This is a genomic window from Rheinheimera mangrovi, from assembly GCF_003990335.1.
GTDB classification, from domain to species: Bacteria; Pseudomonadota; Gammaproteobacteria; order Enterobacterales; family Alteromonadaceae; genus Pararheinheimera; species Pararheinheimera mangrovi.
This window is the reverse complement of sequence record NZ_CP034683.1, coordinates 2039500-2062099: the sequence shown is the minus strand read 5'-3', so window position 1 is coordinate 2062099 and position 22600 is coordinate 2039500. Positions and strand designations below refer to the sequence as shown.

The following is a 22600-nucleotide window of genomic DNA, read 5'->3' as shown; positions in this document are numbered from 1 at the left end:
ATTAGTTCAGGTGCTTTTTCAGTGCCTGACCTGCCTGGTCCATCGCGGCTTGTGTACCTGGTACATCGGAGAGCACGTTCAGCAAACCAAAGTCGTGGATCATGCCGTTGTAGCGCACTGAAGTCACAGTCACACCAGCCGCATCCAGTTTGTTGGCATAAGCTTCACCTTCGTCACGCAGTACATCTAATGCTGCGGTTTGTACCAGCGTTGGTGGTAAACCTTTTAACTGCTCAGTCGTTGCACGCAGTGGTGACGCATAAATCTCGTTACGCTCTGCAGGGTTAGTGGTGTAGCTATCCCAGAACCACTGCATCATGTTTTTGGTCAGGAAGTAGCCGTCTGCAAACTGGTTGTACGAGGTGTTTTCAAAGTTCGCATCAGTTACAGGCCATAACAGCAACTGGAATTTAAGTGCTGGTGTGCCAGCTTCTTTGGCTTTTAACGCCACTACTGCCGCCATATTGCCACCGACACTGTTACCTGCTACTGCTAAACGTGAACTGTCGATGTTCAGCTCTTTACCATGCTCGGCCACCCATTTGGTTGCGGCATAGGCCTGGTTAATAGCTGTAGGGTATTTGGCTTCCGGTGATGGTGTGTAATCCACATACACAGCAGCTGCACCAGAGCGGCTGACTAAGTCACGGATTAAACGCTCGTGGGTTGGGAAATCACCCAAGACCCAGCCACCACCGTGGAAGAACATAAAGGCGGGTAATACACCTTTGCTGCCTGCAGGACGAACCACCACCAGTTTTAATGGTTTGCCATCAATCGTAATGGTTTTTTCACTGACATCAGCGGCTGGTAATTTGGCACCGGCCTGAGCACCTGTTAATACAGCGCGGGCATCTTTTGGCGACAGTTGCTCTAACGGCTTACCACCGCCCTGAGCCAGCGCATTTAAAAAGCCTTGCGTTTGTTGTTCTACACCTGGACCACCAGCGGCAAATGCACTGTTGATACCTAACGCTATTACTGTAAAACCTACAACTTTACGAAATGTGTTCATCATCATTCTCCACTGGCCTCTTGGCCTTTGTTCAGGGGCAACAACAGTGTATTTTTTTAATCAACACTGCCGCTATTATCTAAAGGTTTAGTCTGGTTATCTGATGGTATGGCGTCATAGAGCCTTAGTTCAGTACCACTAAACGCACGTCTATGTTGCCGCGTGTTGCGTTGGAGTAAGGACATACCTGGTGAGCTTTCGTCACTAAGTCTTGCGCTACGTCGTTGCTTACACCTGGCAGACTGATTTGCAGTTCGATATCCAGACCAAAACCACCAGGGATTTGACCTATACCCACTTCAGCAGTGATTTTTGCATCGTTACCAATCAGCACTTTTTGCTGTGATGCGACATATTTAATGGCACCTAAGAAACAAGCTGAGTAACCAGCGGCAAATAACTGCTCAGGGTTAGTGGCTGCACCACCAGCGCCACCTAATTCTTTAGGTGTGCTTAATTTCACATCCAATACGCCGTCTGAAGAGACTGAACGACCGTCACGACCTGAAGTTGAAGTGGCTGTTGCTTTGTAAAGTACTTGCATGATGTATTCCTCTGTTAAGTTTATTTATTTGCGATATGTGTTATCGCGATAACTTTATAGTTTAAAAAAATGGGTGAACTCACCCGGTTTTACTATTGTTACTGCCAGTCCTTAGGGACCTAATCTGTACAGTTTAAAAACTTTTGCTACCTGCTATATCCGGTCGTTTTACTGCAGTTGAACCCGCTGTTCAACCTGATGTGCGATTATATTATTGCGATAACTGTTATTTCGCAAGTTTATTTTTTAATTATTTTGCAGATATTCTTTATGTGATTGTTTTTTAGGCATTTAAACTTAGTGCGTCATGAAGTTAACGGCATAAAAAAAGAGCCATCAAGGCCCTTTTTCTGGTAACTAAAGACGAATCAGCGTTAGAGTTTCTTGCTTAACTGCGCTCTTAACTGCACCAGTTCCTGCCGTAATGCATGGATCTCAGGCTCAGCCATGCCACAACTTAAACCTATAGTTTGATTCACCTGAACAGCTTGCTCACGCATAGCCCAGCCTGCTTTAGTTAAACGAATTTCCAGAGTCCGCTCATTCTGTGGATTACGGGTACGGATCAATAAACCCATAGCTTCCATTCGCTTAATCACAGGAGTTAAAGCGCCTGAGTCTATTTGTAGCTGCTCACCCACGTCTTTTAACGCCAGGCCATCGTTTTGCCACAAAATCAGCATAATTAAATACTGCGGATAGGTCAGACCCAGCTTGTCCAGTAAAGGCTTGTACACCTTGGTCATCGCCAGTGAGGTGGAATACAAAGCAAAACACAGCTGCTGATCCAAATGTAAAGCTTTCAGGCTTTTAGGATCCAAAGTGTTCGTGGTCTGGTCTGAAGAATTCGCCATGTTAATAGTGCCTGCCTTAGAACGAAGAAACCGCAAGGTTAATCAGCAAGTAGACAAAGGTCAACTTCTTATCTGTTTTTCCCCCTCAATCATTGTTTTTCCATCTTGTTTTTGTTTGTCATAAATTTTTTATAGTGCGCTCTTGATATCTTTTTTTTTGTCACAACTTATGTACCGACTGTTACATAATACATATTTATTAACCCCTCCAGCATTTTTGTTTTATGCCTATGCAAAATAAAACGAATCAGGATCAGGTAATAGCTATGAGGTTTTAGGTATTTATCCACTGTAAAGCCAAGAGTAAAACAGGCAAAACATTATGGTGGAGTAAGGCGGGACATTGATGAAAAAAATTCTTCTGGTACTAAGTTTTATGCTGCTGAGCCTACAGGCTTATGCTCAGGTTGTCGCTTTGGATTTAGTCAAAGGTGAAGGCGAAGTTTTAGGTTTACGTGTGGGCTACAGGCCCACAGAATGGCATCTGGCCGAATTACCAGTGCTGGGTGATGCTCAACTGTATATGGAAGTCAGTGCCAATCTGTGGCGTTACGGTGAAGAGCCTGAATATGAAAGCAACCTGGCTCTGGCTTTATCTCCGGTACTAGTGAAGCAATTCACGACCTTGTACGGCAGAGCTTTGTATTGGGAATTTGGTATAGGTTTTAGCTTGTTAAACAAACAACGTTTTGCTGGTAAAGATTTGGGGTCGCATTATCAGTTTGAAGACCGGATAGGCCTGATTTGGCAGTTGCACAGTAAAGCTCAGCTGGCATTACGTTATATGCACTATTCCAATGCAGGTTTGCAAAAACCCAACCCAGGACTGGATTTCTTAGCCTTGTCCTATGCTTATCGATTCTAAAATGCCTTTAGAGCCGGTAGTTTTATGCCGCTGTATCCTGCGTTTTGCGTTCCAGTTTGAGGCTTAGCCAACGATACAGCTGCTCGAACCACCATAGCTGGCTGGTCTTGTAAAAATACTGCACACACAGCAATTGCAGCATGATAACGATCAAAGCAATAGTCGTCAGAGATCCCCTGCCCAACATACCAAACAACTCCGGATACACCCAGCGAAACAACAACACCATGGCCACCGACTGCCAGAGGTATAAAGACAATGAACAACGGCCACAACGTCTGAGCAGATTCAACAACTCCGGGAACAAAGGAATAACGCTGAGAAACAACCGGATGTAGATCAGCGCAAAACAGAGATCGGAAATCATGCGAAGAGGATGCAGTCCGGTTCCTGCAACATTAAATCCAGTGCCAAGTATTGGCAGTAAGCCACTACCTAAAGCAATTAGCAGCAAAGTAACAAAATGCGTTTTTAATAGCTGTTGCCAGTCCGATTGCATAGCCCACATAGCTAGCAGCATGATGCCACCAAACCACCAGTAACTGACAAACAACAGATCAAACGCAACCAAAGCAAGATACTTTGTTTGATGCCACAGCTGGTCATGATATGGCCCTGTATATAGCGCAATAAGCTTTGCCGTATCAGCTTGATCTGCTACTTGCCCGGCAGGAAACAACCATACCAAAGCAGGTAATACCAAACCTGCTGCCAGATAGTGTCTGGCATATCGCAGTTGATGCTCTGGCGTCCAGTGCAGCACCCGCTGCCACAAAAGAGCTGATGCCACTGCGGCATACATCAGCAAAACATCACCATACCAAACAAAGACTGCATGACAAAAGCCAATCAGCAACAAGGCTGACATTCTGGCTTTAAGCCGGTTTTCAGACATCTGGCTCTGCTGCCATAACAGATACAAACTGGCACCAAATAACAGCGTCAACAGACTGATAAACTTGCCGCGGACAAACAGCTGATACAGTTGATGCTGTAGCTTCGACAACAACGACATAGACTCTGAGAGCCCGGCTTGTTCTGCGATTTCCAGCGGATAGCCAAAAGCAAAAATATTAGCAAATAGAATCATAAGTACAGCGACACCACGCAGCGCATCCAACTGATGCACTCGTGGTGTCACCTGGGGTAAAGCATCCATGCAAACTACCTGTAGTTATACTTTAAAGCGGGTAACCAGAGCATTTAAATCCACAGCTAAACGGGATAATTCATGGGCCGATGCACTGGTCTGATTAGCCCCTGCTGCAGTTTGAGCAGCTAAGTCACTGATATTGACTATGTTGCGATCAATCTCACGTGCTACTTTGGCTTGTTCTTCAGCAGCGCTTGCAATCACCAGATTACTGTCACTGATTTTATTAATACGCTGAGTAATGATGGTCAAAGCTTCTCCAGCAGCTTGAGCCACTGTTAACGCGTGGCCGGCTTTATCACTGCTATGCTTCATTGCACTGACAGCGTCCCCTGTACCACTGCGAATTTTGGCTATCATTTCTTCAATTTCACGGGTAGAGGTTTGTGTACGATGTGCCAGAGCACGCACTTCATCTGCAACTACAGCAAAACCACGGCCTGCATCCCCTGCCCGAGCAGCTTCTATCGCAGCGTTCAGTGCCAGCAAATTGGTTTGTTCAGCAATAGCGCGGATCACATCCAGCACCTTACCTATATCCTGAGATTGCACAGCTAAACCCTGGATCAGCTCCGAGGTCAAAGCCACATCCTGATTCATATCCCGGATCGCTTTGACTGTTTCATCAACCTGCTGCTGACCCTGAACCGCCATTTTCGCCGATTCAGTTGATTGCTCAGAGGTTTGAACTGCGGTTTGTGCTACTTCATCCACGGCAGAACTCATTTCTGTAATAGCAGTGGCGGCCTGTTGAATTTCATCATTTTGCTGTTGCAAACCACGGGATGAATCTTCGGTCACTGAGTTCAGCTCTTCAGCAGCGGACGCCAGTTGATCCGAAGAATTCGAAATATGGCTCATTGCATCACGCAGGTTTTGCTGCATTTTTTGCAGAGCGTTCATCAAACGGCTTGCCTCATCATCACCACTGACAGTGATTTTTTGCGTCAGATCACCAGAAGCAACTGTTTCGGCCACAGTCACGGCTTCGGTCATAGGCGCAGTGATACTGCGGGTCATCCACAAGGCGATGAAAATACTGACCGTAATACCAACCACTATGGCACTAATAACCAGAGTTTTACTGACGTCATAATTTTCAGCAGACAGCTTTGTTTGTTCTCTGGAGTGGTCACGATTTAGCTGAGCCAACTGCAGTAAAGCTTTGGTCATTTTATCGGAATGCCCCGTTAACTCTTCATTACTGATCCGGGCAGCCTCCGCTTTATTTCCCTGCTCCAATGCCTGCAGCAGCAGACTTTGACCAGCAAAGTAATCCTGTTGGGCAGCTGCAAATTGCTGATAAACGGCTCGTTCCCCATCAATAGAAATCAATTTTTCATACTTCTGTTGATAGTCGGTAACTTCTGTCCGTACCTTTGCCAAAGCAGCCTGATAATCCGCTTTTTGCGTATCGGTTTCAGCCAGCATCAGACGAAAGGTAAAAATCCGTACCCGCATCATGCTTAAATTCAGCGCAGCGAGATTATCCAAAGTAGGGATAGTATTGTCTTCAATTTCCGCTGACACTGTGCGCATTTCAGCCATATTCATCAGCGCCATACTACCCTGTAACACCACCAACAATCCCAATATCGCAAAACCAGCTAACAAGCGGGCCCCAATTTTATAATTCCTTAACAACATAACTATCCCTTCCTATTTATTTGATTTTTATAACAAGTACTCTGTTTCAACCTAAAAAGCATAGGCGACAATGAATAGAAAACTTAAACTTTTACAGATGATTAGCCACTAATAACTGTATTTATGTTCACTAAACAACTGCTGTGCCTGTAACCATAGCGGGCCAGGTTCAGAGTTTCCAATAGCCTGCCCATCGACTTCAATGACAGCTGCTATTTCCTTACTGGAGCTGGTCAACCAGACTTCATCAGCGCCAAGCACTTCGTCTTTACTAACTGGCCGTTCTTCCACCTTCAGTGGGCTGTGTTGACGCAAAATACTCAGCAGTAACTGACGGGTAATGCCTGGCAGAATTTTATGGCTTAAAGGCGGAGTGATCACCACAGCCTCTTTAACAATAAATACGTTGGTTGAGCTGCCTTCAGTTAAAAAGCCCTGCTCATCAAATAAAATGCATTCGTTCAGGCCCAAAGCCGCCGCCTGCTGGTGATGCATCACATTACCAAGCAAGGCGGTAGATTTGATATGGCAGCGCTGCCAGCGTAAATCTGTTGCTGTGATCACTTTATAACGGGGAGCTTTATTCACATCGGCTTTTGGTTCTGCAGCTATTTCAAAGCAATAGGCAAAGACAGTGGCTGGAACATTTTTCGGATAAGCATGAGCTCTTTTGGTGTCAGTGCCACGACTAAGATGCAAATAAATGCCCAAATTGCCAGCGCCGTTTTGTCTAATCAATTGCTGTACCAGTTCGTACCAATCTTGTTCTGTCAAAGCACAGTGAATTTCTAAGGCCGCTAAACCTTGCTGTAAACGCTGAATATGAGCGGCAAAGCCCACACAACGCCCGCCATAGGAGGGGATCACTTCGTAAATACCATCACCAAACAAAAAGCCTCTGTCCATAGGCGAGATTTTTGCGTCCTCTGCAGGCATAAATTGCCCGTTTAAATACACCACACTCATGGCTTTTCCTATCAGTTCTTATTTCTTAAAACAAAGTTGTTGTAAGTCGTGGATCAACTGCATTGCATGTTCGGGCGGCAAACTGTCTTCTGTGATGCTGGCAAGGCCAGTGACACCATCTACACAACCCCGATTGACTAAATACTGTAAAAGCTCAGCAGGCTGACAGTCGAGCAACCAGCCTTGCCCTGTTTCTGCATCCTTTAAGCTGGACACCAAGGCCAGTAAACCATAGGCAGCCCAGTTCGAGACATCGGCCAGTAATAATTCATCACAGCAAGTCACAGCTGGAGTGATTGCCAGTTGCGACACCGCCTGATAAAGATTTCCCATACCTATTTCATTGCCACCATCCCCTATAGCTATAGTCGGACAGGATGCCTGTTGAAAAAACACATCAAAATTGGCACAACGAGCACTGATATCCACACCCCGCATATTGTAATAGCGACCATCAGCAGCCAAACCTGGTCTTTCTATCGAAATAATAAGTTCAGGGCGTAAGCGCAGCAAAGATTGACGGGCGAATTCGGCGGCATCGGCAGCGTTGACAGGCAATTGCAGGCACGAGTAGTGGTCTTTTAAAGCGGAAAATAACGGATCGCCGCAACAGATCAGTGCTGTAGCCCCCAGTTTTTCAACCAATTGATACAAGACCATAGCGCCAACAGGACCATCGGTTTCAAAACTATCCCCGACAGGAAACCCCGTGCCTATCAGCACCAGGCCTTTAGTTTGTGCGATTAACCTTGCAGCCCTTAAGTAACTCCCCGCTTTCAAATGCGGTAACAGTAGTGCCATACCGCGCAGATTGTTCCTTACCAGCATCTGCTCTATTTGAGTACTGAGATCAAGTAAATCCATTAGCGCAGACTCCGGAAATCCATTGGCAGTTCAGCCCAATAACGCTGCTGCTCCTGTTGATAGGCTGCAAGCTGTTCAGACTCTATGCGATAAAATCTGATGGAATGTCCTTGCGTGCACTGTGCTAACGCCGCTGCATGGCGCGCCAGGATCGCACCAGGTTTAGGATAGCCACCTAAAGTTTGTCTGTCGTTTAACAGCACTATAGGTAAACCATCAGGTGGCAATTGCACAGCCCCATAACTGATACCTTCGGACAATAAAGCCTGGCTTTGGTACAAAAGCGGTTCACCTTGCAGGCGATAGCCCATACGGTCATACAAAGCAGACACCTGATAATCAGTACCGCACAGCTGTTGCCATTGCGCTTCGTCAAACCAATGCTGTTGATAACCTGGCACTAAACCAAGCTGCAGTGGCGTGGAAAAGTCAGGCCAGAGCTTTTGCGGTAAAACCCAAAGCAGAGGCCGGTAAGTTGAACGTACAGGTAAAAACTGGCCTTGCTGTAATGCAGCGCCCGCTATACCCCCCACTTTTTCCCGCAGCACTGTGCTATTACTGCCAAAGTCTTTTGGTAATTTAAAGCCCCCTGCAACGGCCAGATAGCAGCGCAAGCCGGATTTGGCAAAACCCAATTCAATCACATCATCTTTTTTGATGCGATGGCTGTGCCATAAACTTTTAGGTTGACCGTTTACTGTCAGGGGCATTGCTGCTCCAGTGACACAAAAAACAGTATCGGTTAACGCCAGTACGCTTAACCCACCGACAGAAACCTCTATCTGGCAACTAGGGCTTTGGTTTTGCAGCAATAAATCAGCGATGCGATAGCTGGCATAATCTGCCGGCCCGCCTTGGCTTAAACCCAAATGCGCATAACCAAAACGCCCCTGGTCTTGTAAGGTCGACAGCACCCCTGCTTTTAACACCACAAAAGCGGACATCAGCACAGCTCCTGTGGCAACTGGCCACCCAAAGCTACAAACTCATCCCGGCTGATCGATTGAAAACGCACTCTGTCACCCACGCTAAAAGGCATCAGAGCTTCTGAGGTTCCGGCATGTTCTGGTTTAAACAAAGGAATTGGACATAAACCCAAAATATTCCAGCCTCCGGGCGATTCAGCCGGATAGACCGCAGTTTGCCGATCGGCTATAGCCACAGCCCCTTTGGGTACTTTCTCGCGTGGGCTTTTTAAACGTGGTGTGGCAAGGCGTGCATCCAGTTCTCCGAGATAAGCAAAACCCGGTGCAAAACCTATGGCATAGACCCGGTATTCCATAGACTGATGCAGTTCAATCACCTGTTCTGTGCTTAAATCGGCCCGTTCGGCCACAGCATCTAAATCCCATGCATTGTGGTAGTACACCGGCAATAGCACTAACTGCCCTTGCTGCTGTGACACTGTAGCGCCTAAGGTCAGCTGCTGCTCTAGCATAGCCTTAACGGCCAACACTCCTGAATGTGCAGGTTTTAATACAATCAGCAAGGACGCATAGGAAGGCAATAACTCCTGTAGTTGATCTGCAAGTAGCAGACGGATCTGCTGTTGCAGCTGCTGAAGCTGGTTAAGATTGTTAGCAGAGATCTCTGCAGGCAAATACAAAATCAGAGCGTTTTCACCCGCCAGTTCCAGTTGGATCATGGCTTTACCAGCAACTGGCGAATGGACTGCACCAATGCCACTGCGGCCGGATTATCACCATGTACGCATAAGGTATCAGCCTCAATAGTCACGCTGTTGCCTGTATCACTTTTTACCGTGCCGTTTTGTAGTAACTGCTGAACTTGCGCCAGTGCCGCCTGATGATCCAGCACACTGCCTGCTTGACTGCGAGGTGTTAAAGACCCATCGCTTTTGTAACGCCGGTCGGCAAAAGCTTCAAATAACAACTCCAGCTGATGACGCTTCGCCAGCAGCCGATGCTCTGCGGCAGAACTTGTGGCCAACAGCATCAGCTTTAAAGGTTTATGGTAACTGGCAACAGCCTGCATCACGGTTTCAAGTAAGGCCGGACTTGCCATCATATCGTTATACAAAGCGCCATGAGGCTTGACGTAACTCAGCTCCACACCAAGGCTTTTTGCCACCCCATCCACTGCTGCTATCTGATACCAGAGTAAATGCTTTAGCTCATCTGACTGCATTTTTACAGAGCGGCGACCAAACCCCTGTTTATCGTCATAACTTGGATGCGCGCCAATCTCAACCTGATAGTGTTTGGCAAGAGTTAAGGTATTGACCAGTACGGTCGGATCGCCGGCATGAAACCCACAGGCGATATTGGCCTGATCAATCAATGGCATCACTTGTGCGTCCAGCCCCATCTGCCATGCACCAAAACTTTCGCCTAAGTCGCAATTTAGTTTGATCGAGGATTTTATTAAAGGGTTCATTAAAAACTCGCTAAAGAAGAATTCAGCAAATCAGTCACCAACATATGCCCTGGACTGTGCGTAATACAAAAATCAGGCTTAGCCTGTTTAATCACGGCTTGAGGTGTAACGCCACAGGCCCAGAATACCGGTACTTCACCCGATCGAATGTTGACGGCGTCACCATAATCCGGTGATCGGATATCAGAAATGCCAATAGCGGCCGGATCACCAAAATGCACAGGCGCACCATGCACAGCAGGAAAACGACTGCAAATTTGAATAGCGCGAATTGCATCAGCAGGTTTCATTGGCCTCATACTGACCACCATAGAACCGGAAAAACGACCTGCACTGACGCATTGCAATGTGGTGTTGTACATAGGGACGTTTTTGCCTTCTGTGATATGGCGTATTTCCAGCCCTGCCGCCACCAATGCCTCTTCAAAGGAAAAAGAGCAACCAATCAGGAAGCTGACTAAATCATCCCGCCATAAAGCACGGATATCCTGAACTTCATCCACCAACTCACCTTGTTTAAACACACGGTAAGCAGGTAAATCAGTTCGAAGATCTATCTCCTGCCCAAGTTCAGGCAGCAAAAATTGCCCGGGTTCAGCAACTGCCACTAAAGGGCAAGCTTTGGGATTACGCTGGCAAAACAGTAAAAACTCAGCCGCCCAGCTTTGTGGCATTATCGCCATATTGCACTGCACATAGCCAGGCACCAAACCGCTGGTCTGACTGTTGAACTGGCCTGATCGTATCTGCGCTCGTAACTGGTAAGGCGTTAGCTGATCCATACTGAAGTTCTTAAAAATAGCGGAATAAAGTCATACTAGCGGATTTAGCTGTCTTTCCCAACTCTCTGTGACAAAAGCACAATTTGCTCAGTTGAACACAACAGGTCCACTTTTTTTCTGCCAAAAACAAAGGAGCACCTCAGTGCTCCTTTTCATCAAACTAAACCTCTTATTTAGAGATCAGCGGCTCGCCATAACTTGTCGGAGCTGGTTTTCTGTTACGGCCAAGTCTGGCTTTCAGTTTGCGTTTAAAGGTCTCCAGACTGTCGTAGAAAGTTGGCACCACCAGCAATGTCAGTACAGTGGAGGTTAATACCCCACCTATCACTGAAATACCCAAAGGTTTGTAGAAGGCAGCCCCTTCGCCAATACCAATAGCCACAGGCAACATACCGGCAACTAAGGCAAAAGTCGTCATCAGGATAGGACGTAACCGCTCACGACCAGCTGCTATTAAGGCTTCTTCCAGACCTAAACCTTCGCTTTCTTTTTTGCGGGCACAGTCAATCAACAAAATGCCGTTTTTCACCACTATGCCCATCAGCATGACGACACCTATCAGACTCATCAGGTTTAAGGTGGCCCCCGTGACAAGCAAGGACAACACCACACCAATCAAGGATAAAGGCAAAGACATCATGATAGACACTGGCGCCAGAAAACTATGGAACTGCACTACTAATATCAGATACATCAGCATCACAGCTAAACCAAGGGCGCCAAAGATACTGCCAAAGACTTCTTCCTGATCCCGGCTTTGTCCACCGCGAACTACATCATAACCAGGTGGGAATGGAATGGTTTTCAGCAATTTCTTCGCGTCGGCATCCACTTCACCAAAACTGCGGCCTTGTACGTTAGCGCCAACGGCCATCATACTTTCACGGTCTAAGTGCTCTATCACCGCAGGCCCTTTGCCTACTGTCACTGTGGCAATTTGCTCCAGTGGGATCATGGCACCGGTGCGGCTGGACAACAGCGGTAGACGCTCTAAATCCTGCACTGTCATGCGCTCTTCCGGTTTGATACGGACATATACATTACGGGTTTCCCCTGTTGGATCGATCCAGTCGCCAATCTCAGCACCAGCAAAAGCTAAACGCAGCGCACTGGCAGCATCATTCATCGACAAGCCTAAACTCGACGCCAAACCACGGTTAAACTCAATTTGCAGCTCAGGTTTAGGATCCTGAGAAGATAAACCCACGTCTACAGCCCCAGGTATGGTTTTTAATTTCTCCATAAAATCCATGACCAGACCTTCCAGCACACGGCTATCCGGGCCACGGAACTGAATTTGCAGTGCTTTACCACCGCCGCCGCCGTTTAAATCAGCAGACACTGTGTACTCAGCGCCAACTAATTGCTGCACTTTGGCTCTTAATTCAGCGGCAATTTCACGCGAGTTACGGCTACGCTCCATTTCTTTGGTTAGCCTGACAAAAACCTGCGCTCTGGTAATATTGCCCTGCGTACCTACTGTGGTTTGGGTATACAACTGTTCAGGAATTTGACGGGCAATAGCAGCGGCTTGCTCCGCTTTAATGCTGGTGTATTCAAGACTGGCCTCTGAAGGCGCGCGTACTGAAATCACTATACCGCCATCGTCAGTTTCCGGCAGAAAACCTGAGCCACCGTACATATCCTGCAAGGCGATAGCGCCAAAAAATGAGCCAAAAGCCAGGATCCACATCGACTTACGGTGTTTTAACGCCCAGCCAATCAGCTTGGAATAACGCTCAGCCTGATGATCAAACCAGATATTAAAGCCTTGCAACACTTTACCCAGACCACGGCGTTTGGCATTTTTATCATGATCCGGATCGTGCCAGTAGGCAGACATCATAGGGTCGAGCGTAAAGGAGATAAACAACGACACCAATACAGAACAGGCCACTGTTAAACCAAAAGGTTTAAACCACTGACCGGTAATACCATCCAGAAAGGCAATAGGAATAAACACAGCCACAATAGACATAGTGGTCGCAATAACGGCCATACCAATTTCACGGGTGCCGTCGCGGGCCGCCGTCATATTGTCTTTGCCCATTTCCATATGGCGCACAATGTTTTCCCTTACCACTATGGCATCGTCAATCAGAATACCTATAGCCAAGGACAAGCCCAGTAACGACATAAAATTCAGTGTAAAACCACAGGCCCACACCGCAATAAAAGACGCCAGTACTGAGGTAGGTAACGCCAGCGAAGTAATTAAGGTGGAGCGCCAGGAATTCAGGAACACAAAGACGGTGACAATGGTCAGTAAGGCGCCCATGGATAAGGCTTCTGTCACGTTGCGCATACTGGCGGCGACGTCTTCACCTGAATCACGCACCACCACCAGTTCAAAATCAGCAGGTAAAGTTTTCTTCAGCTCTTCAATTTTTACTTTGATGTCGTCCGTCACGCTAATGGTTGACGCATCACGGGCTTTAACTACATCTATACCCAATGACGCCACGCCATTAAAAATGGATAAACGGCGCTGCTCAGCGGCCCCATCCACTACATCTGCAACCTGCTCTAAACGAATTGCCTGATCACCACTACGTTTCACCACCATTCGTTCAAATTCACGCACATCGCGCAAGCGGCCCTGAATACGAATACCCTGCTCTTCCATGCCATTAACCACACGGCCGACCGGCGCGGCCACGTTTTGCGCCCGTAATGCATTCACCACATCCATAGCGGACACATTGGCTTCACGCATCGCATTGGAGTTTAAGAACACCGTCATTTCCCGCTCTTGTTCACCTTCCAGGTTTACCAGCGCCACCCCCGGCACAGAACGGATTTCGCGGGCGATCTGATGCTCGGCTAATTGTGATAATTCAATAGGGTCCATAGAGGTTGAAGACAACGCCAGCGACATAATGGGCTGAGCATTTGGATCTTCACGGCGCAAGAAAGGCTCTTTCATTTCTGTTGGCAGCTTGTCACGCACCACTGCCACTGCATCGCGCATTTCCTGCGAGGCTTCAATCAAGTCTTTATCAAATTCAAAAATTGCCACTATCACTGCATTAGATTCGCGGGCATAAGAACGGAGCTCACGCATGCCTGTGATAGTCGCCATCGAGTCTTCTACCCTGTTCAGGATTTCCCGCTCTACAGTTTCAGGGGAAGCACCAGGGTAAGGAATGTTCATCACCAATACAGGTGGTTGCACATCAGGGAATTGGTTGGTTTTTAAATTGGTCATCGCAAAATAACCAAAAATCATCATGGCCAGGGTAACAGCCACCACCACCATAGGGCGTTTGATACTAAAATCAGATAAGAACATGGCTTAGTTTCCTGTGCTGACTTTAGCTGCGGTTTGATCCAGCGTTGCAACTCCTGCGACCGCCAGTTCTGCTTTACCGCCATCGGTTAAAGCCCCTTGCGGATGACGTAAAATCTGAGCACCTGATGTGACACCGGACAACACCTCATGAGTGCCCCACCTTTCGTCCTTGCTGCCCAAGTCCACTTCAATCTTTTTCAGCTCGTTGTTGGCAAATTGCCAGACAAAGCTTTTGTCACCTTCACGAATAAGCGCAGATTCAGGCACCATCAGCGCATTGCTGTTTTGTGCTTCGACATGGCCTTCGGCATATAAACCCGCCACTAAAGACTGCTCTTTTAAGTCCATAGTCACCAGCAATTGCACCTGACGGGTGCTTTCGTTGGCTAACGGGTTAATACGTTCTACCGTGCCGGTAAAAAACTGACCGCTGTAACCATTGACTTTAAAAGTGACTTTATTGCCCACTTTAACCTGACCAACCCGATCTGCGGCGACATAACCTTCAAAACGAATACTGGCCGGGTCAATCAGTACCATCAGGCCCTTGCCAATCTGAGCTGTATCACCTGCAGACACTTTGCGGGTCGCAACTACACCGGAAAATGGCGCTTTGACATCGGTTTTTTCCATCTGCTGGCGGGCTTCTACTAAACGGGCGCGGGCTGAGGCTAAATCAGACTGGGCTTGATTGGCTTTGTTTTCAGCCGCTTCCAGTCCTTCCTGTGTGACTAAACTCTGTTTAGATAAAGACTGCATACGTTTGAGTTGACGATTGGACTGCTCCAGAGTGACCACAGCCGAACGTTCAGCTTCCTGAGCAGACAATAATTTGTCGCGATAGGCTGTTTGGTCCAGTTTCACCAGCACGTCACCGGTTTTGACTACATCTCCATTGTCTTTCAACACTTGCATAACAATGCCAGACACTTCTGCATTCAGTTCGGCTTTCACCACTGGCTGCAAAGAGCCCGAAATAACAGGACCACGGGCTAAAGTACTTTCAGATAAGGTCAGTAAATCCTGTGCCACCAGTTGTAAGGGTTTTGCAATTTCTTCCTGCACTTTGGCCACTTCAGGCTTAGAACAAGAGGCCAAAGTTGTTGCTAAACAAAACGCAATAAGTGTTAGTTTTATCGTTGTCATGGTCCAGACCCATCCGGTAAATCAAGCTAGCTTAGATACTTTTTTAGTAAGACCACTATAAAACAGTCGGAGGTTTCATTCCTGCGAAAAGGGTAACAAGTTGTAACCACTACAAAAGCAAAATACAGACTGTAAATCTGTATCTGAATGGAGTGAAAACAATTGCCTTAGGAAGACAAAGGACAGCAATAAAAAGCGGAATTACAACACGTAAATATGATCGGTGACATGAGATACACCCGGAGTGCTCCACACCGATACCAGCGCCTGATCATGCTCGGACCAGCTGTTTACTGTACCGGTCAGAACCACATCAGACTCAATCACTTCCACCACAATAGCAGATTCCATTTTTTGACTTTGTACTGACCCAACGCTTAGGCAAAAAAGGTCAGAGTGCGTTTAGCGGAAGTTTTTCAGGAGTTTATGACGGGTATGAAGTTATTAAGGCGCCAGGTATGAATACAGATCAGCTCAGTCCATACTTACGCCACGATGACATCACCGTCACAGTTGAAGATGGTAAAGGCGGCCCTAGTTATGCTGAGATTATTGACGATGCCGGCATCATGGCAGCAGTAAAGTATAAATTAGTGTAGAGCCGTTATGTGGATAGCAGCACGACTAAAATCACCACCAAAATCAAATCCACCTATATGTATTCTAACAATGTCGATAGTTCGGACATTGCAGTAAACACCACCAAAGGTGTCGTCACTCTTGATGGTATGGTTGACAGCGGTTCTGAAAAAGCACTGGCCGTGCAACTGGCAGAAAACATTAAAGGTGTACAAAGCGTGAAAGCTGGTGGCTTGACCTTTAAATAACTTAGCGCGTGTTGAAGTTTTTGTTTGAATAGCTGCAGATCCAGCCCAAAACTGCAGCTGTGAGAACAGTGAATTAGCTAGTATTCTAATCCAGGTAGTAGCTAATTTTTTTTATTGCCCCTCTTTCATCCTCTCAAGTGCAGTTTTACTACAGATCCCGGATAAAAATCCGCCAATACCCAAAATAAAGAGCCAAAGCTAACTGGAAAGCCACAGCTAATTGCTGCAGTATAAACAGCATCAATAGCTTAACTCCATGTAAAGGAAAGCTGCAGTGCCTGATAGTTTAAGTTTACTACCCGCCATTTTAGCCATAGCAGTCGTCATCTGGCGTAAAGAAGTTGTACTGGCGCTGATTTTAGCCGTCACTTGTGCTGAGGTTTTGTTGTATTTAAAGCAGCCCGAGCTGAGCGTATTTGGCGCTTTGTTGCAAGGCCCGGTGCAAAGTTTAGAACGTATTATCTCTGTCACGTCCTCTGCCGATAACAGCAGGATTTTATTGTTCTCCTTGCTGATAGGTGCGCTGATGGCCTATATGCGCGATTCAGGTGGTGTATCAGCTATGGTGGATTGGTTTATCCGCAAAGGGGTGGCCCGCACTAAACGCCAGGCTGGCTTTATTAGCTACGGCATAGGTATTCTGGTCTTTATCGAATCTAACCTGAGTGCTTTGACAGCCGGTATCGTATCTCGCGGTTTGTACGATAAATTCAAAATGAGCCGCGCCCGTCTGGCTTATATAGTAGACAGCACCAGTGCTCCTATATGTATCCTTGTTTTGCTTAATGGCTGGGGAGCTTATGTGCTGGGATTACTGAGCACCTATAATCTGCCGGAGTCTGCCGTTGCGGTATTAATTGGTTCTATACCGCTAAACTTTTATGCTTTGTTCACGCTTATTGTAGTGTTCTACACCATTTATACTGACAAGGTCTATGGCCCGATGAAGCAGGCAGAAATTGATCTGAATACCGTATCAAGCCACAGTGATATTGATACTCCACCAAGCAACATGTCACTGATGTTAGTCCCTTTACTGACTCTGGTGGTGGGGATGGTTGGTTTTATGCTGTGGACAGGTAATGGCAATTTAATCGAAGGTTCTGGTGCTAAAGCTGCGCTGTACGCCACTACTCTGGCCTGTGTGGTGGCTTATGGTTTGATGGCATGGAGTCGTCGTTTTAGTCACCAGCAACTGGTTAATATTGGCTTCAGAGGCATGGGCGAGTTGCTGCCTTTAGTCAGTATAGTGTTGTTGTCACTGGCCCTTGGCAGCGCCATGAAAGACTTAGGCACCGGGGTTTATGTCGCGTCTTTTGTCAAAGAGTCCACTCCATTAGTGCTTATTCCTGCATTACTTTTTATCGCTGGTGCCATTATCTCTTTTACCACTGGCACCTCCTGGGGGACTTTCGCCATTCTCATTCCTATTGGCATGCCGCTGGTTGAAATGCTGGGATTACCGCCCTCACTGATCCTTGCTGCTATTTTAAGTGGCGGCATTTGGGGTGATCACTGCTCCCCTATCTCAGATACAACAGTAGTCAGTGCCGTCGCTTCAGGCTGTGATTTATTGGAGCATGTAAAAACCCAACTGCCTTATTCCTTGTTCTGTGGCGCTCTGGCACTGCTCGCCTTTTTAATCAGCGGTTGGGTGATGATTGGATGAAAACACAAGCCTTACTGATGAGCTGTTGTTTAGTGCTGTCGTGCAGCAATACGGTGCAGCAGCAAAGTTCTGCGCCAGCAACCCAAACTGCTGCAACACAAATTGTAAAACCACAAGGTCCGGTTCATATTGAGGCAAATAAACCCGCCAATATAGTCGATTTGCGGACAGTGACAAGCAAAGTACAAATTAGCATGGCGTACGCCGGCACGAACAACTTTACCGGTAACCTGGTACCGGGATATCAAGCGAATAGCTGCTACTTAGAAAAAAATGCAGCCGCAGCACTGGCAAAAGTTGCACTGCAGGCAGAACGTTTAGGGTATGTCCTGCAGGTGCTGGATTGTTACAGACCGCAGCGTGCATCAAACCACTTTATGCAATGGGTTGCAGATACCAGCGATCACAGCACTAAAAACAGTTATTACCCAAACTTAGATAAAAGTGTGCTCAATCAAGGCTATATTGCTGCTCACTCAGGCCATAGCCGCGCTTCAACCCTGGATTTAACCTTGCTGCGAAAAAATGCAGCTGGCCAATGGTCTCCTGTAGATATGGGCGGCACTTATGATTTATTTGACCCTGTCTCCCACTTAAACAGCACAGCTATTACCTCACAGCAGAAAGCCAACCGTTTGTTACTCAAAGATTTAATGCAACAACAGGGCTTTGCCGCTTACGAGCTTGAGTGGTGGCATTTCACGCTACAAAACGAAACCTATCCAAACACTTATTTTGACTTTGTGGTGAACTAAAAGGAACTGTAATGCGCCCTCTTCGCCAGTTGCGATCTGGCATAGCATCATCGGCCCTGCTGTCGGCGTTACTGCTCTGTGCCTGCAGCAGTAGTTCTGCAACCCAGCAGGTTAAGCAGCAAGAGCTATTAACTCAACTGTCTGAGCAACTACATCAGGCTCAACTGCCAGCAAATGCTTTGGCTTTTGTCGCTTATCCACTTGATTCGCCAACAGAACAACTCAGTTATCAGCCCAAAAAAGCCATGCAGCCCGCCTCCACTATGAAATTGGTCACCAGTGTTGTGGCGTTGGAGCAACTAGGTCCAGGCTATAGGGCTAAAACTCAGTTGCGCTCTTATGAAGAACTTACGCCACAAATGCAACAGCCTTTGGTGCTGAAGGGGTTGGGCGATATGGACTTTACCGTGCAGCAGCTCTGGTCTTTGTTGCAGCAGGCTTATGATCAGGGCATACGGCATGTACCAGCCATCCAGATTGATCGCAGCTGGTTTAATCCGGCACGGCCTGAACTGACCGCTTTGCCTTTTGATGAAACCCCAAGGGAATACTACAACCTGTTGCCCGATGCGTTGTTTTTGCAACGCAATATGCTCGGCATCCGCTTGCAGTCCACAGCTGACAGCGTCACTGGCTGGTTCTATCCTGCGATACAAGGCCTGGAGCTGGTCACCACTGAAGTTCGTCTTGTCGACGGCGGCTGTGCTGATTGGTATCCGCATCCGCAGCAATTAGCCTTTAAACGTCAACCCCATAGCCTGCAATTGGTATTAAAAGGCGACTTTCCTAAAAGTTGCCAAAAACGTGATTATTTACAGCTGATCAACAGAGTGGATTTCAGCCGCCTACTGGTGCAGCAGTTATGGCAACAAATCTCAGGGCAACAGCAAGTGCCGGTGCTGGAACAGGCGGCACCAGAAGCCTCTGTGCTGCTGGCTGAACATCAAAGCCGCGCATTGGCTGAAGTGTTGCGGGATATCAATAAAAGCTCTGACAATGCCATCACCCGCCAGTTGTATTTGGCCCTAGGGGCAACACAAACTGAAGGTGCAAGTGAACTGACGGCCAAAAGATCAGAGCAACAAGTTCGCAGCTTTTTGAGCAGTATCAAGTTGGATCACAGCAGTCTGACATTAGAAAACGGCTCAGGCCTATCCCGCACTGAGCGTATTAGTCCAGAGCTGATGGCCGCCTTGCTGCAGCATGCTCACCAGTCCCCATATCAAGCAGAGCTTATCAGTAGCATGCCACTCGCTGGAGTGGATGGCACCTTAAAACGCCGTTTCACTCAGGGGCACACCAAAGGCAAAGCACGCTTAAAAACCGGCACTTTGCGTAATGTCACAGCCTTAGCTGGTTATGTCACAGACCAAAGCGGCCGTACCTGGGTGGTCGCCAGTTTTATCAACGACCCCAAAGCAGGACGAGGCCGGGTGGTGCTGGATAGCTTGATTGAGTGGATCACAACACAGTCTTCGACCCACGAGCAGAGCACAAAAACACAATGATAAAAAAGCAGGCCCAATAAGCCTGCTTTCTACTTAGGGTGAGAAGTTTTACACCTTAAATTTCGACAATACAGCGCTAAAATCCTCAGCTATCCGCTTTAAGCCCTGACTGGAGTCTTTTGTCGTGGCACTGTGTATTGCATTTTGTTGTGCCGCCGAATGGATATGGTTGGTTTTTTGGTTTACCCCGTCTGCTACATCACTTTGTTCTGCCGCAGCGGAGCTGATTTGGCTATTCAAATGATTAATTTCTTCTATGGCTTTAAGCACTAAATCCATAGCATGGCTGGCTTCACCGGCTTTTACTTCATTATCTTTTACGGTCGCCTGTGCTGTTGTGTTTAAGCTTTGTACTTCGTTTACCCCCTGCTGCAACTGCTCAATCATACGTTTGATTTCACCGGTAGACGACTGAGTGCGGCCCGCTAACAGACGAACTTCATCGGCAACTACACTAAAACCACGGCCTTGTTCACCCGCTCGCGCGGCTTCGATAGCAGCATTTAACGCCAACAGATTGGTTTGCTCCGCTATGGTGTTAATCACCTCTAGTACTTTGCCTATTTCGGTGCTTGAGGCCGATAAACTGGCAATAGAACGCTGAGACTGCTGAGAATCCAGTAACTGCTGTGCAGCGTTTTTAACTGCAGCGTCCAGAGTTTTCATCGCCCCCTGAGTCAGGCGGGAAGCTTCAACGCTGGCTTGTTCGGCCTGCTCCGCATTCTGAGCCACCACTGAAGCTGTAGTCGCTAATTCATGAATAGAAGAAGCTGTGACTTCTAAATCACAGGTTTGCTTCACAACCTCTGCACTGGACTCTTCAGCCACATGAGCCAGTTCTACTGATGCCTGCACCAGCCCATGAGTCATAGAACGCAGTTCCACTATAGTTAACCGCAGTTGCTCAAGTAACTGGTCAAAACAACGCGCCATTTCACCAAATTCATCAGAGCTGTAATTGGAGAAACGACGGGTTAAATCGCCCTCACCTTCAGTAATGGCTTTAATGGCTCTGATGGTGTCGTTCACTCGAGTGACGACTATGCTGTGGGTTAACCAGTACACGACCAGCAACAAAATAGCAGCACCTACAGCAATGGCAGCTGAGCGCTTAATCACGTTGTCGCGAACTGCAGCACTGAGTTCATCGTTGGGGTACGCTGATACGATCTGGTAACCCCAAGGCGTAAACTGTTCCGTTTGAATGGTCCAGTCCGGGTTTTTCGTTTTCAGAATTTGTTCCAGCTCTTCAGCTTTAATATGGCTGGACTGGGCACGGATAGCGCCGTTTCTGTCGAGTAAAGCGACAAAACCTGAAGTCAGTATACGGCTGGACGCCAGCAATTGATGCAAGGCTTCTAAATCCGCTTTGTAACCCACATACCCTATACCTACCACCGCACCTTGGGCATCGGTCAGAGGTTCATAGCCTGTGACAAAAGGGTTCCCTAAAATATCCACTGAACCATAAAACGCATTGCCTTGGCGTATGGCTTTCATCGCAGCACCAGTGGGGGCTAATAAAGTACCAGTGGCACGACCTGTGTCTGTGACAACGTTGGTGGAGATACGCACAAAATCATCTCCAGTTCGGCTAAAGAGGGTTGCAGTGCCGCCCATAATGCCGGTCAGATCGTCCACCAACTGATATGTGTTGCCCTGCCCTTGGCCTCCAAGTAATAAGTCAGGCACCTGTTGTGAACCAAAAGATAAAGTTTCGCCCTGCGATACAGGCCCCAGTTCCGCAATGCGCTTACGAAACAACTTCATACTACTTTGCACCTGTTGGCTCAATAAAGTATCTGTAAGGGCCAAAATGTTGGTAATTTCCCGGTTCAGCCGGTCTTTATCTGTATTTACAGAGCTTTGTATTTCCTGGTATTTAGTAAACGAAATTACAACTATGGAACCCAGCATCGCCAGTAGAACCAGGCCGGTGAGTGTTAACATAAATTTGCGCTGTACCGACATAAATATTCCTTAGTGCTTTTGTGGCTACCTCAACTAAAGGCGACCTGGATCAAAGTATTGCGTAGAAAAATAGTTTAGCCTGTAGATTTTTATTTCGCAGACGAGGTTTTCTAAAATCAAAAAAAGGCCAGTCACCAGGACTGGCCTTCGCAAACCCTATAGAAAAAGGGTTCTGCTGTTTCAGGACATTCATCAAGAATGCGGGCATACACCCTATTTCCGTAACTAAAATCCATTTTTGTTACGAAATATTTAGCCCGGTCGCACCCGGACTAAAATGATACAGAGCAATCAGCTCTGCTGAATTTTAGTCATTAGCACCGCAAATGAGTCAGCATACCAATA

At 47.2% G+C, this 22600-nt stretch carries 21 protein-coding genes; 6 read left to right on the top strand and 15 right to left on the bottom strand.

Annotated features, from left to right (window positions below; genetic code table 11):
- Position 1: 1 nt before the first annotated feature.
- The 3 genes from EK374_RS09325 to EK374_RS09315 form a co-directional block, all read right to left on the bottom strand.
- The gene (locus tag EK374_RS09325) at positions 2-1015 is read right to left on the bottom strand and encodes an alpha/beta hydrolase (RefSeq protein WP_127022373.1); all 1014 of its coding nucleotides are present in this window, start codon (positions 1013-1015) and stop codon (positions 2-4) included.
- Positions 1016-1139: 124 nt separating this feature from the next.
- Complete coding sequence (locus EK374_RS09320; RefSeq protein ID WP_127022371.1) at positions 1140-1559, bottom strand: organic hydroperoxide resistance protein; 420 nt, start codon at positions 1557-1559, stop codon at positions 1140-1142.
- Between the two features lie 374 nt (positions 1560-1933).
- The gene (locus EK374_RS09315) at positions 1934-2413 is read right to left on the bottom strand and encodes a MarR family winged helix-turn-helix transcriptional regulator (RefSeq protein WP_127022368.1); all 480 of its coding nucleotides are present in this window, start codon (positions 2411-2413) and stop codon (positions 1934-1936) included.
- A 346-nt stretch (positions 2414-2759) separates the two neighbouring features.
- On the opposite strand from EK374_RS09315, the gene EK374_RS09310 reads away from it, so the two are divergent.
- Positions 2760-3278 carry an acyloxyacyl hydrolase gene (locus EK374_RS09310; protein WP_127022365.1) on the top strand — a complete coding sequence of 173 codons (519 nt, stop codon included), beginning with the start codon at positions 2760-2762 and terminating at the stop codon, positions 3276-3278.
- Positions 3279-3300: 22 nt separating this feature from the next.
- Here EK374_RS09310 and EK374_RS09305 read toward each other — a convergent pair whose 3' ends face one another.
- The 11 genes from EK374_RS09305 to EK374_RS09255 all read right to left on the bottom strand — a co-directional run bounded on the left by EK374_RS09305 (position 3301) and on the right by EK374_RS09255 (position 15876).
- On the bottom strand, positions 3301-4437 hold the full coding sequence (locus tag EK374_RS09305; protein WP_127022362.1) for a DUF418 domain-containing protein: 1137 nt from the start codon (positions 4435-4437) through the stop codon (positions 3301-3303).
- Between the two features lie 15 nt (positions 4438-4452).
- Positions 4453-6078, bottom strand: coding sequence for a methyl-accepting chemotaxis protein (locus EK374_RS09300; RefSeq protein ID WP_127022359.1), 1626 nt, complete (start codon positions 6076-6078; stop codon positions 4453-4455).
- Between the two features lie 108 nt (positions 6079-6186).
- Positions 6187-7044, bottom strand: a complete 858-nt coding sequence (locus EK374_RS09295) for a D-amino acid aminotransferase (protein WP_127022356.1) — start codon at positions 7042-7044, stop codon at positions 6187-6189.
- Positions 7045-7062: 18 nt separating this feature from the next.
- Positions 7063-7908, bottom strand: coding sequence for a glutamate cyclase domain-containing protein (locus EK374_RS09290; RefSeq protein WP_127022353.1), 846 nt, complete (start codon positions 7906-7908; stop codon positions 7063-7065).
- On the bottom strand, positions 7908-8852 hold the full coding sequence (locus EK374_RS09285; protein WP_127022350.1) for a 5-oxoprolinase subunit C family protein: 945 nt from the start codon (positions 8850-8852) through the stop codon (positions 7908-7910). The genes EK374_RS09290 and EK374_RS09285 overlap by 1 nt, the downstream gene beginning before the upstream one ends.
- The gene (locus EK374_RS09280) at positions 8852-9553 is read right to left on the bottom strand and encodes a 5-oxoprolinase subunit B family protein (RefSeq protein WP_127022347.1); all 702 of its coding nucleotides are present in this window, start codon (positions 9551-9553) and stop codon (positions 8852-8854) included. Before EK374_RS09280 ends, EK374_RS09285 begins: the two co-directional genes overlap by 1 nt.
- Positions 9550-10305, bottom strand: coding sequence for a 5-oxoprolinase subunit PxpA (locus EK374_RS09275; RefSeq protein ID WP_233280377.1), 756 nt, complete (start codon positions 10303-10305; stop codon positions 9550-9552). Before EK374_RS09275 ends, EK374_RS09280 begins: the two co-directional genes overlap by 4 nt.
- Positions 10305-11087: a putative hydro-lyase gene (locus EK374_RS09270; protein ID WP_127022344.1), complete on the bottom strand. Its 783-nt coding sequence runs from the start codon at positions 11085-11087 to the stop codon at positions 10305-10307. The genes EK374_RS09275 and EK374_RS09270 overlap by 1 nt, the downstream gene beginning before the upstream one ends.
- Positions 11088-11256: 169 nt before the next feature.
- Positions 11257-14379 carry an efflux RND transporter permease subunit gene (locus tag EK374_RS09265; protein ID WP_127022341.1) on the bottom strand — a complete coding sequence of 1041 codons (3123 nt, stop codon included), beginning with the start codon at positions 14377-14379 and terminating at the stop codon, positions 11257-11259.
- Between the two features lie 3 nt (positions 14380-14382).
- Positions 14383-15525 carry an efflux RND transporter periplasmic adaptor subunit gene (locus EK374_RS09260; protein WP_127022338.1) on the bottom strand — a complete coding sequence of 381 codons (1143 nt, stop codon included), beginning with the start codon at positions 15523-15525 and terminating at the stop codon, positions 14383-14385.
- Positions 15526-15726: 201 nt separating this feature from the next.
- Positions 15727-15876, bottom strand: coding sequence for a BON domain-containing protein (locus tag EK374_RS09255; protein ID WP_127022335.1), 150 nt, complete (start codon positions 15874-15876; stop codon positions 15727-15729).
- Positions 15877-15983: 107 nt separating this feature from the next.
- Here EK374_RS09255 and EK374_RS20765 point away from each other — a divergent pair, with 107 nt between their 5' ends.
- The 5 genes from EK374_RS20765 (at position 15984) to dacB (ending at position 20284) form a co-directional block, all read left to right on the top strand.
- Positions 15984-16124, top strand: a complete 141-nt coding sequence (locus EK374_RS20765; RefSeq protein ID WP_206099320.1) for a hypothetical protein — start codon at positions 15984-15986, stop codon at positions 16122-16124.
- A 9-nt stretch (positions 16125-16133) separates the two neighbouring features.
- Positions 16134-16352, top strand: a complete 219-nt coding sequence (locus EK374_RS20760) for a BON domain-containing protein (RefSeq protein ID WP_206099319.1) — start codon at positions 16134-16136, stop codon at positions 16350-16352.
- A gap of 274 nt (positions 16353-16626) precedes the next feature.
- Positions 16627-18021, top strand: coding sequence for a Na+/H+ antiporter NhaC family protein (locus EK374_RS09245; protein WP_127022331.1), 1395 nt, complete (start codon positions 16627-16629; stop codon positions 18019-18021).
- Entirely contained in the window at positions 18018-18776 is a 759-nt protein-coding gene (locus EK374_RS09240; RefSeq protein ID WP_127022328.1) for a M15 family metallopeptidase, read from the top strand. Before EK374_RS09245 ends, EK374_RS09240 begins: the two co-directional genes overlap by 4 nt.
- 11 nt (positions 18777-18787) lie before the next feature.
- Positions 18788-20284, top strand: coding sequence for a D-alanyl-D-alanine carboxypeptidase/D-alanyl-D-alanine endopeptidase (dacB, locus tag EK374_RS09235; RefSeq protein WP_127022325.1), 1497 nt, complete (start codon positions 18788-18790; stop codon positions 20282-20284).
- Positions 20285-20332: 48 nt separating this feature from the next.
- On the opposite strand, the gene EK374_RS09230 is transcribed toward dacB, so the two are convergent.
- Positions 20333-22255 (bottom strand): methyl-accepting chemotaxis protein, encoded by a 1923-nt coding sequence (locus tag EK374_RS09230; protein ID WP_127022322.1) that lies wholly within the window; start codon positions 22253-22255, stop codon positions 20333-20335.
- Positions 22256-22600: the final 345 nt, after the last annotated feature.

Coding starts and splice junctions, on each gene's coding strand:
- EK374_RS09325 (WP_127022373.1), bottom strand. CDS start 1,015: ATGAACACATTTCGTAAAGTTGTAGGTTTTACAGTAATAGCGTTAGGT.
- EK374_RS09320 (WP_127022371.1), bottom strand. CDS start 1,559: ATGCAAGTACTTTACAAAGCAACAGCCACTTCAACTTCAGGTCGTGAC.
- EK374_RS09315 (WP_127022368.1), bottom strand. CDS start 2,413: ATGGCGAATTCTTCAGACCAGACCACGAACACTTTGGATCCTAAAAGC.
- EK374_RS09310 (WP_127022365.1), top strand. CDS start 2,760: ATGAAAAAAATTCTTCTGGTACTAAGTTTTATGCTGCTGAGCCTACAG.
- EK374_RS09305 (WP_127022362.1), bottom strand. CDS start 4,437: ATGGATGCTTTACCCCAGGTGACACCACGAGTGCATCAGTTGGATGCG.
- EK374_RS09300 (WP_127022359.1), bottom strand. CDS start 6,078: ATGTTGTTAAGGAATTATAAAATTGGGGCCCGCTTGTTAGCTGGTTTT.
- EK374_RS09295 (WP_127022356.1), bottom strand. CDS start 7,044: ATGAGTGTGGTGTATTTAAACGGGCAATTTATGCCTGCAGAGGACGCA.
- EK374_RS09290 (WP_127022353.1), bottom strand. CDS start 7,908: ATGGATTTACTTGATCTCAGTACTCAAATAGAGCAGATGCTGGTAAGG.
- EK374_RS09285 (WP_127022350.1), bottom strand. CDS start 8,852: ATGTCCGCTTTTGTGGTGTTAAAAGCAGGGGTGCTGTCGACCTTACAA.
- EK374_RS09280 (WP_127022347.1), bottom strand. CDS start 9,553: ATGATCCAACTGGAACTGGCGGGTGAAAACGCTCTGATTTTGTATTTG.
- EK374_RS09275 (WP_233280377.1), bottom strand. CDS start 10,305: ATGAACCCTTTAATAAAATCCTCGATCAAACTAAATTGCGACTTAGGC.
- EK374_RS09270 (WP_127022344.1), bottom strand. CDS start 11,087: ATGGATCAGCTAACGCCTTACCAGTTACGAGCGCAGATACGATCAGGC.
- EK374_RS09265 (WP_127022341.1), bottom strand. CDS start 14,379: ATGTTCTTATCTGATTTTAGTATCAAACGCCCTATGGTGGTGGTGGCT.
- EK374_RS09260 (WP_127022338.1), bottom strand. CDS start 15,525: ATGACAACGATAAAACTAACACTTATTGCGTTTTGTTTAGCAACAACT.
- EK374_RS09255 (WP_127022335.1), bottom strand. CDS start 15,876: ATGGAATCTGCTATTGTGGTGGAAGTGATTGAGTCTGATGTGGTTCTG.
- EK374_RS20765 (WP_206099320.1), top strand. CDS start 15,984: ATGAATACAGATCAGCTCAGTCCATACTTACGCCACGATGACATCACC.
- EK374_RS09240 (WP_127022328.1), top strand. CDS start 18,018: ATGAAAACACAAGCCTTACTGATGAGCTGTTGTTTAGTGCTGTCGTGC.
- dacB (WP_127022325.1), top strand. CDS start 18,788: ATGCGCCCTCTTCGCCAGTTGCGATCTGGCATAGCATCATCGGCCCTG.
- EK374_RS09230 (WP_127022322.1), bottom strand. CDS start 22,255: ATGTCGGTACAGCGCAAATTTATGTTAACACTCACCGGCCTGGTTCTA.